Source organism: Methylobacterium sp. UNCCL125 (assembly GCF_900116795.1).
Taxonomy (GTDB): Bacteria; Pseudomonadota; Alphaproteobacteria; order Rhizobiales; family Beijerinckiaceae; genus Methylobacterium; species Methylobacterium fujisawaense.
The window spans coordinates 183,298-199,458 of record NZ_FPBW01000009.1 but is presented as its reverse complement, the minus strand read 5'-3'; the positions used below and the strand labels follow the sequence as shown (position 1 = coordinate 199,458).

Below are 16,161 nucleotides of genomic sequence, written 5' to 3'. Positions count from 1 at the left end.
TGTCCATGCCCCGGGAATCGCCGGACGGGCGGGCGTTTTCAAGGCCTCCTGAGTTTCACCGCCGCTTAACCCTGTTCAGCGACACTTCCTCAAGCACTTTTAATTTCCGCCCCGGCTGCGGCCGATCGATGCGAGTATGCGGCGTATGCTGATCGCCTGCCCGAGCTGCGCGAGCGAATATCGCATCGATGCCAGCAAGGTCGGCATGGAGGGCCGTTCGGTCCGCTGTGCCGCCTGTCGCGAGACGTGGTTCATCACGCCGGCCGATGTTCTCGCCGGCCATGAGGCGGAACTCGCCGCGCGTGCTGAGGCCGATCCGCTCGCCGACGCCGCGTGGGAGGAGGCGACGGCCTCGGTTCGAACGGCGGCCGACGTCCCAGCTCCCACCGTCCCGCGAAAGGCCCGGCGTTCGAAATCCGCCGGGACAGGCCGTCGCGCGATTCCAGGCCTGTCGCCGTCCCTGGCCTTCGGTCTGGTGCTCCTCGCTTCACTGCCGCTCGCCTGCCTCGCCCGGACGAGCGTGGTCAAAGCCGCGCCGCAGACCGCCTCCTTGTTCGCACGCGTCGGCCTGCCCGTGAACATCCGAGGCATCGAGATCCGCGACGTGGTGGCCTTCACCAACCCTGCCGAGGACGGCCATCCTGCGGAATTGGTGGTGGAAGGCGACCTCGTCGGCGTTGCCCGTAAGGACGCTCCGGTCGCGCCGCTGAGCGTTGAAATTCGCGACGCCGGTGGCCGGACGATCCGCACCTTCTCGGTTGCGCCGCCACGGGCGGTCCTCGCCGCAACCGAGACCGCCCGATTCCGTGCGAGCCTGTCGGCACCACCGTCCGATGGCCGCGCGATCCTGGTGCGTTTCGCCGATGCGTCGGGCGCCCGGCCGGACGCGCGGGTGGCAGCGTCCGAGCGTTGATCGCTCCCGGCGTCGCTCCGCGGCGAGACCATTCGGCTTATCGGCGTCATCTATTTAAGGTTGCGCCGCGACCTCAGATCTGCAATTTGCTTCGTTGAGGTTCCAACGCGCGAAGGCGCGCAGGCTGTTGTTGGCGCCCGGGGCAGACCCGCTTTGAGTGTCCGCGAGACGGTTCCCATCGTCATCCAGACGACCGACACGGTCGAGCAGAAGCGCGCCTTCGATTACTGGCGCAGCACAGCTTTGGCCCGGGTGGACGCGACGATGCTCGCGCCCGATGTGCCGTTCACGGCGGGCCGCAGGCTCGCGGTCTCCACGCACGGCGTGGTCCTGCACACCCTCAGCGGTCCGATCGGGGTCGAGCGCACGGCGCACCATGTGCGCCAGGACGGGCGCGACGACATCGCGATCGCGTTTCTCGTTCAGGGGGGCGGCTTCGTCGAGCAGGGTAACAGCGGCGCCCTGCTGAGCGCCGGCGACATCACGGTCCATGCCATGGATCAACCGTTCGCGATCGGCAGCCGCGACGCCTATGAGGAGATCCGCCTACAGGTGCCCCGTGCCGCCTTCCTGGCGCAAGTGGGCAACGTGCCGGCCTTTGTCGGGCGCAAGCTCCGGGCCACGCCGCTCAGCGGCCTGTTCGCGACCTATCTTCGGTCGTTCTCGGAGACGGTCGGCGGCATGACGGAGGCGGAGGCCGGCATCGCGCTGGAGGGCGTGTTGCATCTTCTGCGCGCGCTCGCCGACGGTCAGGGCGACCAGGGGGACAACGATCTCTCCGGCGAAGCCGTCCGGTCTCTGGCCCTCGCCCATATCGAGCGCCGGCTGCACGATCCCGCCTTCGGGCCCGAATCGCTTCCGGCCGCCCTGCGGGTCTCGCGCAGCCGGCTCTACGCGGCCTTCACGGGCGACGAGGGCGTGGCGGCAAAGATCCGCGACGCGCGTCTCGACCGCGCCTACCGGCGGCTGCGGTCGCGTACGAGCGGAACCCGGATCGGATCCGTGATGGCCAATTGCGGCTTCACCGATGCGGCCGCCTTCAGCCGCGCCTTCCGCCGCCGGTTCGGCATGGCCCCACGGGACGTCTTGGAAGGCCGTTTCTGAGGATATCAGATCCGGCTGCCCCGCGGATCCGCGACCGGCCGGCCGGAGGCCGCTGAACCCGCGATCCGCCGCGCGAAGCCCAGGAGGCCGAAACCGAGGCGGAGTGCGGCGATGCCGAGCCGCGCGATCCGGATCTGGCCGGGCAACTGCCGCGGACCGATCGGACGATAGGCGAGATGCGGGCTGAGCCGCTCAGCCTCGGCGATGGCCTGGCCAAGGGGGAGCGCAGCGATCCGCCGCGCTTCCACGGGGGCGATCCCGATGGCCCGCGCCCAGGCCTCGTTCCGGGCGAGCAGTCCGCGATCGTGCATCCGACGGAACCGCCGGCGCCAGGCGTAGCGCCGCACGGCGCGCGGGAAGGTCTCCATCCGGGCGTCGCAGAGCGCGTCGGGCTCCTCGCAACGGGAGCGGATCGTGTCGGCGACACCGCCCGGAGCCCGCCCGGCGAGTCGCGCCGAGATGGTCACGCACACATCGGTGGCGTGACGGACCCGCAAGCCGTGTTCGAGCAGGCGCGCGATGAAGGCACCGTCCTCCCCGAGGGGGATCTCGGGCATGCCGCCGACCGCAAGGTAGGCGCTCCGGGTCACCGCCAGGGTCGCCCCGATCGCTGTCCGATGACACGGCCAGGGATCGTGCGGGTCGGGGTCGATCCGCGCCTCGGCCTCGGTGATGAGGGCGTCGTAGAGATCCTCCAGGCGCCCGCGGGCAGGAAGCGAGGGCGGCAGCAGCGCCGCCTCAGCGGCATCGAGCTCGACCCGGCCGGCCACCGCGTCGGCCCCCGCCCGGATCGCCGCGCGATTGCGGGCGACCCAATTGGGCGGGACCCGGCTGTCGGCGTCGGTGGACAGGATGATCCCCGCATTCCCCGCATCACCCAGCCAGGCGGCGGCGGCATCCATGGCCCTGCGCCGGGCCCAGCCGGCATGGGCGCCGGAAAAGTTCTCGCTCAGCACCCGGACCCGGATCGACAGCGTCGGCACCAATGCCGACACGAGGGCCTCCGTACCGTCCGTGCAGTTGTTCAGGAACAGCACCAGCCCGAGGCGGCCGGGTTCCAGACCCTCCTGGGCGTCGATCGCCTTCAGGCAGGCGGCGATCCGCTCCTCCTCGTTTCGCACGGGTACGGCCACGATCGCATCGGGACACGGATCGTCTGACAGGAGGGCGCTCGACACCGGTGAAGTTCTCCGCCGGACCCGTCGCGCGGGCCCGCATCGGGCTTATGTCGGAGCTTCCCTGAACGGGACCGGACAGGCCGGCCTCGCAGGACGCGGCCGATCAGAGGGTCTTCTCCACGAGGCCCTCGATCCATTCCGGCTGAGTCTCGCCGACCGAGCGTCCGACCTCGGTCGCTCCCTTGTAGGCGATCAGCGTGCTCTGCATCCGGACGTTCAGGCGCCTCAGCAGATCCTTCTGGCTGTCGAAGTCGATGTCGAAGATCTGGAGGTCCTTGAAGCGCGACTCGGCCGCGAGCTTCGCGAGGATTGGCTTCTGCGTGCGGCAGATGGGGCACCAGGGGGCGCTGACCGCGACCAGGACCGGCTTTCCGGCTTTCTGCGCAGCCTCGAAGGCCGCATCCGAGAACGGGAGCGTCTCGGCCGCCATGGCCGGGGCCGGCATTCCGAGCAGGATGGGGGAGGTGAGGGCGAGGCCGGCCAGCGCGAGGACGTGACGGCGGTTCTTCATGGCGTGCTTTCCTCCCGGCCTGCTGATGGACCGGATTGCGGTGTTTGAGGAATGCTACGCCGCGCGCCCGGGCGCGTCGCGAGATCCTGGGCGGCCCGAAGATCGAAAGCGCCCGCGCACGATCACATTGTCGAGACGCCGGTCGACGGCGCTCCGGACGACCGGTCTTCCTCGGCCAGCGCCGCGATGTCGTCGGCATCCACCGCGTCGATGGGGCGCCGGATCCGCAACGCCCGCGTGGGCACGCCGGCGCGCATCACCAGCACGATGGTCTCCATGTCGGGACAGCCTGGATCGGTGCAGGCGATCTCGTTCACCGCCAGGGTATCGTCCTCCCCGAGGCGCAGGGCCAACCGCAGGTCCTGCTTCAGGCGCGTCGCGATCTCGGCACGCTCCGCCGAGCGGGCGCGCCACGCCTTGAGGCTCACATAGGCCATGCGCGATGCTCGTCGTCCTGCACTGGATGTCCCGGCATTCGCCGCCGTCCGGGGGGATCGTCGATCCCTCTGGATTTTCCGATGTAATAGTGTTGCATGCTCGGGAGGTGGTCAAGCGTGGTGCGGGGCGGCCCGAAACAACCGTCGCGTTCGGCCGTCATACCGAAGGGCGGTCCTGGAGACACAGTCTCTGGGGGCCTTGGACTCGACAGCGGCGCTGGGGTCCTATGAGGTGCAACAGGCGCGCGAAGGATGATGAGATCTTGCGACCCTGGCGGGACGGGCCGGACGACCGGCGCAGCTACCATCACGGCAATCTGAAGGAGGCCCTCCTGGAGGCCGCGCGCCGGTTCATCGCCGAGCGCGGAATCGGCGGCTTCACCCTGGTGGAAGCCGCGCGCCTCGTCGGCGTCACCCCGGCCGCGCTGTACCGCCATTTCCGGGGCCGGGAGGCGCTTCTGGAGGAGCTGGCCGGGCGCGGTTTCGCGGAACTCGCCGCCCGTCTGGCGCGGGCCCTGACGTCGCGCGGGACGCCGTTGGAGCGGTTCACGCGGATGGGTGAGACCTACCTCGCCTTCGCCGAGGAAGAGCCGGCCTACTATGCGGCGATCTTCGAGACGCGCGGCTTCCCCACCGGCGGCGCCGACCTCGACACGGCGGCCAGCGATGCGGTGGCGTCGCGGCCGAGCCCGTTCGATCTCTTGGTCGAGGCGCTGCAGGCGACGTTCTCGGACGGATTCGGGGGCGTGGCACCCCGCTTCATCGCCCTGGAGGTTTGGGCCTTGGCCCACGGCCTCGCGACCCTGTCGGCCGCCGGACATCTGCCGCGCGGACCGGGATTTCCGGACAAGTACGAGTTGCTGCGGGCCGGGGTCCTGGCGCTCGTCCACGGAGCCTCCCGACAGACCGAGCGCGAGGGCGGTCTCGGACGACCTTGAAAGGCACCTCCGGGACCCGCATGTTAACCGCGTTCACATGAACAGCGGAGCACAGCCGTGACCTCTCAAACCTCTTCACCCGGGGCGACCGGCAAGCTCTGCCGGACTGGCCCGTTCCCGCGCCGGTCGCTGGAGATTGGCGCAATCGTCGTCGGTTTCATCTACTGGTGGCCGGTCGGCCTCGCGTTGGTGGCCTGGAAGCTTGCGGGTTATCCGGCCTTCGCGGAAATGCGCGACGCGGCGCGGCGCGCGGCTTCCGAGTTCGAGGGAGGACGCCCCGCCTCGCGCTTCGCCCGGGCGTTCGAGGCCGCGAATCGACGCGACAGCAGCGGCAATGCCGCCTTCGACGCGTACCGTCGCACCGAGCTCGACCGTCTGGAGGCGCAGCGGCGTGCCCTCGAGGAAGAGAGCCGCGCCTTCTCCGAGTTCGTGGAGGAGCTGAAGCGCGCCCGGGATCGTGAGCAGTTCGATGCCTTCATGGCCAAGCGCCGGGCCGAGGGCGGGGATCGCTCCGTCTGATCCTGAATCTGTGGGCGTCCGGGCTCAGGGGCCCGGACGCGCCGTCCCGGTGGTTCAAGCGCCGGCGCGACACCCATGCGAGCGTTCAGGCCGCGCGGACGGTTTCCAGGAACCGTGCCACTTCGGCGTTCAGGTGCTCGGATCGTTCCGAGAGCCGCGACGCTTCGACCAGAACCTGACCGGCCGCCGCGCCGGTCTTTTCGGCTGCATCGGCGACGCTGACGATGTTGCTGGTCACCTCGCTCGTGCCGGCCGCGGCTTGGCCGACGTTGCGAACGATCTCGTGGGTGGCGGCGCCCTGCTGCTCCACGGCGGCGGCGATCGAGGTCGCGACCCCGTTGATCTCGCGGATCCGCGCCGTGATGGCGCCGATGGCCGATACGGCCTCCCCCGTCGAAGCCTGCACCCGCGTGATCTGACTCGAAATCTCCTCCGTGGCGCGCGCGGTCTGCTCGGCCAGCGCCTTGACCTCCGTGGCGACGACAGCAAAGCCGCGTCCGGCGACACCCGCCCGGGCCGCCTCGATCGTGGCGTTCAACGCCAGAAGGTTGGTCTGGCCGGCGATGGTCGAGATCAAACCGACGATGTCGCCGATCCGCGACACGGCCTCGCTCAACTTCTGGACAAGCGCACCGGTCTGATCCGCCTCGTCGACGGCACCCCGCGCCAAGTTGGCCGAGCCATCGACCTGCCGGCCGATCTCCTGCACGGAGGTGCCGAGTTCCTCGGCGGCCGCCGCGACGGTGCTGACGTTGCTCGCCGCCTGCTCGGCCGCGGCAGCGACCGTCGTGGATTGCTCGGCGGTCACCGCCGCAGTGGCCGTCATGGACCGGGCCGTGGTCTGCAGCCCGATGGCCGAGGCCGAGACCTCCGCGATGATTCCGCCGACGGTCTCCGCGAAGCGATCGGCGAGCTGGCGCATCCCGAGCCTGCGCTGGGCCTCCGCATGCTGTCGCGCTGCCTCTGCTTCGGCCTCGAGCTGATGGGTGCGGAGCAGATTGTCCTTGAACACCTGGACCGCCCCCGCCATGGCGCCGATCTCGTCGCGCCGGTGCTTGAACGGGATGACCGCGCGAGCGTCGCCCTCGGCCAATTTGGTCATCGCACCCGTCATCGCGGCGATCGGGCGCGAAACATGACGCAGGCCGAAGATCGCCGCGCCCAGAGCCGACACGAGGGCAAGGGCGATTCCTACATATGCGGCCACCGACGCGGTGTTGACCCTGGCCATCGCGGTATCGGCGTTCCGGGCCGCGGCCTCCTCGTCATGGGCCACCAGACGCGCGAGGGCCGCACGGGCGGTATCGTACATGCCAACGACGTCGGGGTTCACCAGGAGGGCGCGGGCCTCCCGTTCCTGGCCCGATTCGAGCAGGCGAAGCGCCTCGTGATCCGCTTGCTCGAATCGGCTCCATGAGGCCGTGAAGGCATCGTAGAGCTTCCGTTCCTCAGCTGTGCTGATCAGGGGCTCGTAGGCGCGACGGGCTCGCAGCAACTGGGCGTGCGTCTCCGCGAGGTTGGCCGCGTTGGTCATCCGATGCTGAGGCGTGTCCGACAGCATGATGAGGCGGTATTGCTTGATGCGCACCTCGGATGCCGCCATCTCGATGGCGCCCACTTTCTCCAGCGAGGGGATCCAGTTTCCGGCAAGGGTCGTCGCCGCTTCACCGATGTCGCTGAGCTGATGCAGGGACAGGCCACCCTGAGCCGCCGATATCAGTGCGAGCCCTCCGAAGAGGATTCCAAGCATTGCTGTGATTGACGTGGTCAGACGCATAAACGGGGCCGATCGGATCGGAGGATCGAAGGGTCGCATCGGAAGAAAGGATGCTCGTGATCCGATTTAGAGCTTTAATTAATCTGAGCAAGTCACGGCTATGGCGTGCAAGCTAAAACAAAACCCTGCAATATGGCACAAGATATTATTTTACTATCGTCGCATGTATTGTAAATGTAGCGATTTTACTATTATACATTGGATTATAATCCGCTGGCGTATTGATCTAAAAATGAATGGCCATGATAAAAGATCTGTTATGAGGGCCGGCGGCCGCGATTTTTAAGCCCCATGATCCGCGGCTTTCAACCCGGCACTCGTTGGATAGGCATTCCGCGGCTCGCCTGAGTGTTCCGATCGCCGCGGCGACCGGTCGCCCGCGCCGAACTTGTCTTTGCGCCGCGCGCTCCGCAGTGCCTCCGAGCGCCCTCGACACATGGGCCGTCGCCGGGCCGCAGCGTCGAGTTGCGCCTCGGCGCGGGCTCCGGCATTGATCCTCCCTTACTGATGGAGGGGGGGCGAATGCCGACGGGTCGGGTCACCGTGGTCGATCACCCGCTTGTGCAACACAAGCTGACGCATCTTCGTGACAAGAACCGCTCGACCAAGGGTTTCCGTCAGATCCTGAACGAAATCGGCATGCTCCTCGCCTACGAGGTGACGCGCGACCTGCCGCTGGAACCGGTGACGATCGAGACGCCGCTCCAGCCGATGGAGGGACGCCAGATCCAGGGCAAGAAGCTGGTCCTGGCGCCGATCCTGCGGGCCGGGGTCGGCTTCCTCGATGGTATGCTGTCGCTGGTTCCGTCGGCCCGCGTCGCCCATATCGGGCTGTACCGGGATCCCGAGACGCTGGAGGCGGTCGAATACTATTTCAAGGCGCCGTCCGATCTCGCCGACAGGACCGTTCTGGTCCTCGATCCGATGTTGGCGACGGCCAATTCGGCCATCGCGGCCCTCGACCGGCTCAAGGCGCGTGGTGCCTCCGATCTGCGCTTCGTCTGCCTGCTGGCGGCTCCGGAGGGCCTCGCCAAGTTCCAGGCCGCCCATCCCGACGTGCCGGTCTGGACCGCGGCGATCGACAGCCATCTGAACGACCACGGCTATATCGTCCCCGGCCTCGGCGATGCCGGCGACCGGATGTACGGCACCCGGTAGAATCCAAACTCAGCCGTCGTCGCGGTCGGATCGCGATTTCAGATGTGCGCGCGGCAGACGGATCATCTGTCACCGCTTTCCGTATCTGCACATTGTATTCACGCGCCTGAATAGAGCACAATCCTGCCTCGGATCCGATGCGGCGCCAAAAACCGCACGGGCCGCAGGAGGAAGCCCATGCCGATGGAACGCAGCGTTTCGAGTCGTGTCCTGGCCCTGCTCGCAGTGGCCGGATTGCTGGGGTCGACGCAGGCACGCGCCGCCGACCCGATCCGGATCGGGGTCATCGCCGAGGCGCAGTCGGTCGTCGGCGCCTCGATCCCGCAGGCCGTCCAGCTCGCCGCCGACGAGATCAACGCCAAGGGCGGGATCGACGGGCGCCAGATCCAGATCGTCAGTTACGACGACAAGTCGTCCGCCTCCGACGCGGTCCGGGCCTTCCAGCGGGCGGTCTCCGAGGACAAGGTTAATCTCGTCATCGCCAGCTACATCTCCGAGGTGGTGCTGGCACTGATGCCCTGGGCGGCGCGGCTCAAGACGCCGATGATCACGCCCGGTGCCGCCTCCAACGAGATCAGCCTCGCGATCCACAAGGACTACGCGCGCAACAAGTACACCTTCCACGGCTACCTCACCTCGGCGGCCCTGGCGCAGTCGATCTGCGATTCTACGAAGGACATGCTGATCGATCTGATGAAGGTGAAGACGGCCGCGATCATGAGCGAGGACGCGGCTTGGACCCGTCCCCTCGATGTCGGTTACGAGAAGTGCCTGCCCGAGATCGGTGTGAAGGTCGTCGACCATATCCGCTTCTCGCCGGACACGGGGGACTTCACACCGATCTACAACAAGATCGAGGCGGCCAAGCCCGACCTGATCGTCACCGGCATCTCGCATGTCGGCGTGCAGCCGACCGTGCAATGGCAGAACCAGCAGGTTCCCCTCGCCATGACGGGGATGAACTCGCAGGCGACCTCCTCGACCTTCTGGGCGAACACCAACGGCGCCACGCAGGGCGTGATCTTCCAGAGCATCGCGGTGCCGGGCGCGGCGATCACCGACAAGTCGCTCGCCTTCAGCGACGCGTTCAAGAAGCGCTTCGGCAGCGATCCGTCCTACGCAGGCTACATGGCCTACGATCAGGTCTATTACGCGGCGGATGCGGTGAAGCGCGCCGGCTCGACCGAGGCCGACAAGCTCGTCGAGGCCCTGGAGAAGACCGACTGGGTCGGAACCGTGGGGCGGACGCAGTTCTACGGCAAGGACGACCCGTTCACGCACTCGATCAAATACGGTCCCGGCTTCGTCACCGGACTGATGGCGCAGTGGCAGGACGGCAAGCAGGTCGCGGTCTGGCCGAAGAGCCTGGCGCAGGGCGCGATCGTCTTGCCGGCGGCGGTCAAGGCGGCCGCCCGCTAGCTTGCCGTTCGGACCGGCAACGGATGCGTGCGGCGCCTTCGGCTTGCCAAGCGCGCCCGTTGCCGCAAGTAGAGCCGTACCGCGTCGGCGTGAGCGCGGCTGAGATCACGTGCGCGCAAAGGATTATCGTTGATGGCCAGCACCGACCTGCCCGGGACCATGCGTCAGATCCGCTTCGCGGGTTCCGGGGGCCCGGAGGTGATCAGCGTCGAGACCGCCCCCATGCCGCATGCGGGACCCGGACAGGTCCTGATCGAAGTGGTGGCGGCCGGCGTGAACCGCCCCGATGTCGCGCAGCGCGCGGGGGTCTATCCGCCGCCGCCCGGCGCCACCGAGATTCCCGGCCTCGAAGTCGCCGGTCGTGTGGTCGCGATCGGGAGCGAGGTCACGGGTCTGTCGCTCGGCGATGAGGTCTGCGCCCTGGTGATCAGCGGCGGCTATGCGGAGTATGCGGTGGCCGAGGCGGCCCATTGTCTGCCGCGTCCGAAGGCGGTCTCGCTCGTCGATGCCGGCGGCCTGCCGGAGACCTTCTTCACGGTCTATTCGAACGTCGTCCAGCGCGGACGGCTCGCGCCCGGCGAGAGCTTCCTCGTGCATGGCGGATCGAGCGGCATCGGTGCCACGGCGATCCAGATCGCCAAGCATGTCGGCGCGCGGGTCTTCGCCACGGCGGGCTCGGCCGAGAAGTGCCGGTTTTGCGAAGATCTGGGGGCGGATGCCGCGATCAACTACAAGGAGGCGGACTTCGCCGAGGAGGTGAAGCGCCTCACCGACGGACGTGGCGTCGACGTGATCCTCGATATGATCGGTGCAAGCTATCTGGCCCGGAACCTGAAGTCGCTGGCTCCGGACGGCCGGCTCGTGATGATTGCCCTGATGGGCGGCTACAAGGTCGATGGCCTGAACATCACGCCGATCATGCGCAACCGCCTGACCTTTACCGGCTCGACGCTCCGGCCGCGCGGGAAGGCCGACAAGGCAGCGATCGCCGAGGGGCTGCGCCGGGATATCTGGCCCGAGCTCGATGCCGGGCGCATCCGGTCCGTCACCCATGCCACGTTCCCGCTGGAGCAGGCGCGGGAGGCGCACGAACTCATGGAGTCGAGCGCGCATCTCGGCAAGATCCTTCTGACGACCGGGCGGTGACACCGCGATCCGGCAGGAACCTGCCTCGGCGGCCCCGCGTTGGCGGCCGGTAACGAGATCGTGTCGCACAGCGCCCGTTTCGGCGTGTGGCGTCCCGCCGAGGAAGGTTCTGCAGATGGTCGAGAGATTGAATCCCAACGAGAGCCGTCAGGGCGAGCGCGGCAAACCGATGCTCTGGGTCCTGGTGGGGAGCCTCGTTCTGCTGGCGATCGCCACCGTGGGTCTCCTCACATGGAACGGCGCCAATTCGCCGAAGGATTACGCCAGCCAGAGCCAGGACGCGTCCCGCAAGGAGGTGACGGGTTCGGTGAACGGGCAGTCGGGCGCCGCGTCGCCGACCAACAGCACGGGCGTGGCGGGCGGCAACCCGTCCTATCCGCAGCCCGCGCAACCGGGGGCCAACGGCAACGCGCCGAAATAACACCAACCCGGGACGGCTTCTCCAACCGTCCCGCGGCCTGACGGCTCAGCGGGTCGGGATCGGCGTCGGCCCGCGGTAATCGTAGAACCCGCGCTTGGCCTTACGGCCGAGCCAGCCGGCCTCGACATACTTCACGAGCAGAGGGCACGGGCGGTATTTCGAATCCGCCAAGCCTTCGTAGAGCACCTGCATGACCGACAGGCAGGTGTCGAGACCGATGAAGTCCGCGAGCTGAAGCGGGCCCATCGGATGGTTCGCGCCCAGCCTCATGGCCGTGTCGATCGATTCGACCGATCCGACACCCTCGTAGAGCGTGTAGATCGCCTCGTTGATCATCGGCAGCAGGATGCGGTTGACGATGAAGGCCGGAAAATCCTCCGACATCGTCGAAGTCTTGCCGAGCTTGGCGATGAACGCCTTGGCGGATTCGTAGGTCGTATCCTCGGTGGCGATGCCCCGGATCAGCTCGACGAGCTGCATCACCGGCACCGGATTCATGAAGTGGATACCGATGAACTTCTCCGGCCGGTCCGTCGCCGCCGCCAGACGGGTTATGGAGATCGACGACGTGTTCGTCGCTACGAATGTCTCCGGACGCAGCGATCCGCACAGGCTGCTGAAGATCTCGCGCTTCGTGGCCTCGTTCTCGGTCGCAGCTTCGATCACGAGGTCGCACGGCTCAAGGGCGGCGAAGTCCCGGGCGGATACGATCCGCGACCGAACCTGAGCGCTGTCCTCCTCCGACAGCGTGCCTTTCGAAACGAGGCGGCCCAGGCTGCCCTCGATGACCGTCAGACCATTCTCGAGCCGGGCGGGATCGCGATCGTTCAGCAGGACGTCGAGGCCGGCGGTGGCGCAGACCTGCGCGATGCCGCTTCCCATCTGGCCTGCGCCGATGATGCCGACCCGCTTGATCTCCATATGCATGTGCCGACCTGTGCCCCCAATGCGGATGCCGATACACGGCCGCCCGGTTCGACCGAGGGCACGAGCGCGACGGCACCGCGCGAAGTCTCGCCGTCGCAGCGTTCTAGACCAATCTTCGATCCGGAAGGAACCCGCGAATCCGCCTTCGGCGACAATACTCGCGGGGTGCCAGATTCCGTTCCGTTATTGACCCTTGGCTTTGCCGATCTCGGATTGCAGCTCCGGCACGACCTGAAAGAGATCGCCCACGAGCCCGTAATCGGCCACCTGGAAGATCGGTGCGTCCTCATCCTTGTTGATGGCGACGATGACCTTCGAGTCCTTCATGCCGGCGAGGTGCTGGATCGCCCCCGAGATGCCCACCGCGACGTAGAGGTCCGGCGCCACGACCTTGCCGGTCTGCCCCACCTGCCAGTCGTTCGGCGCGTAGCCCGCATCGACGGCGGCCCGAGAGGCGCCGACGGCGGCTCCGAGCGAGTCGGCCAGCGGCTCGATCAGCTCGTGGAACTTCTCGGACGAGCCGAGCGAGCGCCCGCCGGACACGATGATCCGCGCCGAGGCCAGCTCCGGGCGATCCGACTTGGCGATCTCCTCGCCCTTGAAGGTCGAGCCGCCGGCCTCGGGCGCGCCCGCCGACACGGCCTCGACGGGGGCGGCCGCGCCACCCTCGGCCGCAGCCTTGAAGGCGGCCGTCCGCACGGTGATCACCTTCTTGCCCGCCGGCGCCTGAACGGTCTGGATCGCGTTGCCGGCATAGATCGGCCGATCGAACGTGTCGGGCGCAACCACCTTGATGATGTCGGAGACCTGCGCGACGTCGAGCAGGGCCGCCACCCGGGGCAGCACGTTCTTGCCGGTCGTCGAAGCCGAGGCGATGATCGTGTCGTAGGGCTCGGCAATCGACGCGATCAGCGCCGCGACCGGCTCGGCGAGATCGTGGTCGTAGACGCCGTCCTCGGCGTTCAGGACCTTCTCGACTCCGTCGAGCTTGGCCGCCGCCGCGGCCACGGCCTGCGATCCCGAACCCAGGACCAGAGCGTGGATCGGGGCGCCGATCTCCTTGGCGGCCGAGAGCGCCTTCAGCGTCCCGTCCTTGATCTGACCGTTGCCGTGCTCGACGAAAAGGAGTGTCGTCATGGTCTGCTGGTGCCCTTGAGGGTTGTGGCGCGGGGCTCGACCGTGGCTCGGGAGCCCCGCCTGCGGATCAGATGACGCCGGCTTCGACCTTGAGCTTCTGCACCAGCTCGGCCGCGGAGCCGACCTTGACGCCGGCCGAGCGGCCCGGCGGCTCGGCGGTCTTCAGCACCGTAAGCCGCGGCGTCACGTCGACGCCGAGCGCGTCGGGCGTCAGCTCCTCCAGCGGCTTCTTCTTCGCCTTCATGATGTTCGGCAGCGATGCATAGCGCGGCTCGTTGAGGCGCAGATCCGTCGTCACGATGGCCGGCAGCCTGAGGCTGACGGTCTGCAGGCCGCCGTCGACCTCGCGGGTCACGTCGAGGCTGCCCTCGCCCGGCTCGATCTTGTACGCGAAGGTGCCCTGCGGCCAGCCGAGCAGCGCACCGAGCATCTGCCCGGTCTGGTTCGAGTCGTCGTCGATCGCCTGCTTGCCGAGGATGACAAGCTGCGGGCTCTCCTTCTCGACGACGGCCTTCAGAAGCTTCGCCACCGCCAGCGGCTCGCAGGTCACGTCCGTCTTGACCAGGATCGCACGGTCGGCGCCCATGGCCAGCGCGGTGCGCAGCGTCTCCTGCGCCTGCTGCGGGCCGATCGACACCGCCACGATCTCGGTGACCGTACCCTTCTCCTTGAGCCGGATCGCCTCCTCGACGGCGATCTCGTCGAAGGGATTCATCGACATCTTCACGTTGGCGAGCTCGACCCCGGAGCCGTCGGCCTTCACGCGTATCTTGACGTTGTAGTCAACAACCCGCTTGACGGGCACCAGCACCTTCATGGCGGTCACGATCCTTCCCCGGAGGATTCTTGTCGTCGTGCAGGCCACTTCCACGGCGCGCAAGGCGCAGCGTGGCGGGGGCACGCAAGGCGCGCGGACCGTAACGGCCACATTTCCGCCTTGTCAACGCGGCGCCGTGGCGGCCCGGCGAAAACCCCTCGGCCCGGGCTCAACGATTGGCGCCGGGCACCCAGAGCACGTCGTCGGCGCCGTCGGAATTGGCGGCCCGGCTCGCCACGAACAGGAAGTCGGAGAGGCGGTTGAGGTAGCGCAGCGCCTCCGGCGACACCGTCTCGTCCTCCCGGGCGGCGAGGCTGACCGCCAGGCGCTCGGCGCGGCGGCAGACGGTGCGGGCGAGGTGCAGGGCCGCCGCGGCCGGCGATCCACCGGGGAGCACGAAGGATTTCAGCGGTGGGATCGCCTCGTTCAGGCCGTCGATGTCGCGCTCCAGCCGCTCGACCTGGCTCGCGACGATCCGCAGCGGCTCGTAGGGGAGGGGCTCCGGGCTCGGCGGCGTCGCGAGGTCGGCCCCGAGGTCGAACAGGTCGTTCTGGATCGCCCCGAGCATCTGGTCGAGCGGCCCCTGCGTGTGCAGGCGCGCCAGTCCGATGCAGGCATTGGTCTCGTCGACGGTCCCGTAGGTCTCGACCCGCAGATCCGCCTTCGAGCGACGCTGTCCGTCCGCCAGGGCGGTCGTGCCCTTGTCGCCGGTCCTCGTGTAGATGCGGTTGAGCTTGACCAAAGGGTTTGATGCCTCAGAACGTGTAGCCGATCTTGCCGCCGTAATTCGTCAGGCCGCGATTATTCGCGCAGAGCCCGGCATTCGACATGTGCTCGATCGTCGCCATGATGCTCCAATGTTCCGTGATACGGAAGCCGAGAGCCGCCGCCTCGCGGAACATGGGTGAGCACCCGAGCGTGTTGAAGCCGTAGGGCGTCTCCGCCTTCGGGCCGGTCCAGCCGTTATGGGCTACGCCGCCGAAGAACCCATCGAGGAAGACGCGGCGGTTGAAGGTCTCGGGAAAGACTTCGAGGGTCCAGGTCGCGCCGAGATAGGCGTAGCTGGTCCGGCCGCCGGTGTTGTAGCTGCCGCCGACGGTCGGCCGCGGCACGAAAGCCTGCCAGAACGGATCGGCGCTGAGGATCGGCTTGGCGAAGAGGATCTCGCCGTTGACGTTCGCCTTGCTGAACCCGGGGAGCTTGCCCTCTGCGCTGCCCGGGTCCTGCACCGCGCCGCCGATCCGGATCTCGGACACGATGCTGAGCGGCTGGACGGGGGCCAGGTAGGCGGCAGGCGGCGGCGGTGGCGCGTCCGCGGCCGAAGCCGGCATGATCGCCGCCCCGGTCAGGATGCCGAACAGACAGAGGCGGGAAGGGGCAGTCATGCGGGCTCGGCCGGTTAGGCGCAGCGATTTGCTTCTACCGAGCGTAGCAGAGGCCCGCGATATGCGGCGGCCAATTCATCCGTTACCGGGCCGAAAGGTGTTCGGTGCGGCGGCGCGGTCACACCCGTCCCGGCGGAATTCAGGCCGAACGCCACCAGACGACGCCCATGATGATCACGATCGCCACAAATTGCAGGAGCACGCGCAGGCGCATCAGCCTCTGCGAGAGACTGGCGCTGCCGCCCCGCATCATGTTGGCCAAGCCCAGGAGCAGGATGGCGGCGACGGCAAGGCAGGCGATCAGGACGAGGGTATTCGACGACATGCGGGTGGGGATCCGGGTGGGGCCGGAGCCGTGATCCGGCTCGGCGCGT

The 16,161-nt window shown here is 68.0% G+C and carries 18 protein-coding genes; 8 read left to right on the top strand and 10 right to left on the bottom strand.

Features of this window, described 5'->3' with window-relative positions:
- The first annotated feature begins 145 nt into the window (after positions 1-145).
- Positions 146-913, top strand: coding sequence for a zinc-ribbon domain-containing protein (locus tag BM396_RS11370; protein WP_043380140.1), 768 nt, complete (start codon positions 146-148; stop codon positions 911-913).
- 153 nt (positions 914-1,066) lie between these two features.
- On the top strand, positions 1,067-2,017 hold the full coding sequence (locus BM396_RS11365) for a helix-turn-helix domain-containing protein (RefSeq protein ID WP_043380137.1): 951 nt from the start codon (positions 1,067-1,069) through the stop codon (positions 2,015-2,017).
- A 5-nt stretch (positions 2,018-2,022) separates the two neighbouring features.
- Here the strand turns inward: BM396_RS11365 and BM396_RS11360 are convergent, their stop codons facing one another.
- From BM396_RS11360 to BM396_RS11350, 3 genes are all read right to left on the bottom strand, one after another.
- Entirely contained in the window at positions 2,023-3,150 is a 1,128-nt protein-coding gene (locus BM396_RS11360) for a glycosyltransferase family 2 protein (protein ID WP_244538860.1), read from the bottom strand.
- A gap of 148 nt (positions 3,151-3,298) precedes the next feature.
- Positions 3,299-3,706 (bottom strand): thioredoxin family protein, encoded by a 408-nt coding sequence (locus tag BM396_RS11355; protein ID WP_043380135.1) that lies wholly within the window; start codon positions 3,704-3,706, stop codon positions 3,299-3,301.
- 122 nt (positions 3,707-3,828) lie between these two features.
- On the bottom strand, positions 3,829-4,143 hold the full coding sequence (locus BM396_RS11350) for a hypothetical protein (RefSeq protein ID WP_043380132.1): 315 nt from the start codon (positions 4,141-4,143) through the stop codon (positions 3,829-3,831).
- Between the two features lie 263 nt (positions 4,144-4,406).
- On the opposite strand from BM396_RS11350, the gene BM396_RS11345 reads away from it, so the two are divergent.
- Both BM396_RS11345 and BM396_RS11340 read left to right on the top strand, forming a co-directional pair.
- A complete protein-coding gene (locus BM396_RS11345; protein WP_043380129.1) occupies positions 4,407-5,081 on the top strand; it encodes a TetR/AcrR family transcriptional regulator in 675 nt (224 codons plus the stop codon).
- A gap of 57 nt (positions 5,082-5,138) precedes the next feature.
- The gene (locus tag BM396_RS11340; RefSeq protein ID WP_043380127.1) at positions 5,139-5,600 is read left to right on the top strand and encodes a DUF2852 domain-containing protein; all 462 of its coding nucleotides are present in this window, start codon (positions 5,139-5,141) and stop codon (positions 5,598-5,600) included.
- An 85-nt stretch (positions 5,601-5,685) separates the two neighbouring features.
- Here BM396_RS11340 and BM396_RS11335 read toward each other — a convergent pair whose 3' ends face one another.
- A complete protein-coding gene (locus tag BM396_RS11335; protein ID WP_043380125.1) occupies positions 5,686-7,377 on the bottom strand; it encodes a methyl-accepting chemotaxis protein in 1,692 nt (563 codons plus the stop codon).
- A 522-nt stretch (positions 7,378-7,899) separates the two neighbouring features.
- Here BM396_RS11335 and upp point away from each other — a divergent pair.
- From upp to BM396_RS11315, 4 genes are all read left to right on the top strand, one after another.
- Positions 7,900-8,535 carry a uracil phosphoribosyltransferase gene (gene upp / locus BM396_RS11330; RefSeq protein WP_043351319.1) on the top strand — a complete coding sequence of 212 codons (636 nt, stop codon included), beginning with the start codon at positions 7,900-7,902 and terminating at the stop codon, positions 8,533-8,535.
- Between the two features lie 177 nt (positions 8,536-8,712).
- Positions 8,713-9,954: an ABC transporter substrate-binding protein gene (locus BM396_RS11325; RefSeq protein WP_043351321.1), complete on the top strand. Its 1,242-nt coding sequence runs from the start codon at positions 8,713-8,715 to the stop codon at positions 9,952-9,954.
- A 132-nt stretch (positions 9,955-10,086) separates the two neighbouring features.
- On the top strand, positions 10,087-11,100 hold the full coding sequence (locus tag BM396_RS11320) for an NAD(P)H-quinone oxidoreductase (RefSeq protein ID WP_043380122.1): 1,014 nt from the start codon (positions 10,087-10,089) through the stop codon (positions 11,098-11,100).
- Positions 11,101-11,215: 115 nt separating this feature from the next.
- Positions 11,216-11,521 carry a hypothetical protein gene (locus BM396_RS11315; protein ID WP_043380120.1) on the top strand — a complete coding sequence of 102 codons (306 nt, stop codon included), beginning with the start codon at positions 11,216-11,218 and terminating at the stop codon, positions 11,519-11,521.
- A gap of 45 nt (positions 11,522-11,566) precedes the next feature.
- Here BM396_RS11315 and BM396_RS11310 read toward each other — a convergent pair whose 3' ends face one another.
- The 6 genes from BM396_RS11310 to BM396_RS11285 all read right to left on the bottom strand — a co-directional run bounded on the left by BM396_RS11310 (position 11,567) and on the right by BM396_RS11285 (position 16,112).
- A complete protein-coding gene (locus BM396_RS11310) occupies positions 11,567-12,448 on the bottom strand; it encodes a 3-hydroxybutyryl-CoA dehydrogenase (protein ID WP_043351327.1) in 882 nt (293 codons plus the stop codon).
- A gap of 183 nt (positions 12,449-12,631) precedes the next feature.
- Positions 12,632-13,585 (bottom strand): electron transfer flavoprotein subunit alpha/FixB family protein, encoded by a 954-nt coding sequence (locus BM396_RS11305; RefSeq protein ID WP_043351329.1) that lies wholly within the window; start codon positions 13,583-13,585, stop codon positions 12,632-12,634.
- Between the two features lie 67 nt (positions 13,586-13,652).
- Positions 13,653-14,402 carry an electron transfer flavoprotein subunit beta/FixA family protein gene (locus tag BM396_RS11300; protein ID WP_043351331.1) on the bottom strand — a complete coding sequence of 250 codons (750 nt, stop codon included), beginning with the start codon at positions 14,400-14,402 and terminating at the stop codon, positions 13,653-13,655.
- A gap of 169 nt (positions 14,403-14,571) precedes the next feature.
- Positions 14,572-15,144 carry a cob(I)yrinic acid a,c-diamide adenosyltransferase gene (locus BM396_RS11295; protein ID WP_043380117.1) on the bottom strand — a complete coding sequence of 191 codons (573 nt, stop codon included), beginning with the start codon at positions 15,142-15,144 and terminating at the stop codon, positions 14,572-14,574.
- A 13-nt stretch (positions 15,145-15,157) separates the two neighbouring features.
- A complete protein-coding gene (locus BM396_RS11290) occupies positions 15,158-15,733 on the bottom strand; it encodes an acyloxyacyl hydrolase (RefSeq protein ID WP_244447782.1) in 576 nt (191 codons plus the stop codon).
- Between the two features lie 193 nt (positions 15,734-15,926).
- Positions 15,927-16,112: a twin transmembrane helix small protein gene (locus BM396_RS11285; protein ID WP_043380112.1), complete on the bottom strand. Its 186-nt coding sequence runs from the start codon at positions 16,110-16,112 to the stop codon at positions 15,927-15,929.
- Positions 16,113-16,161 lie beyond the last annotated feature (49 nt).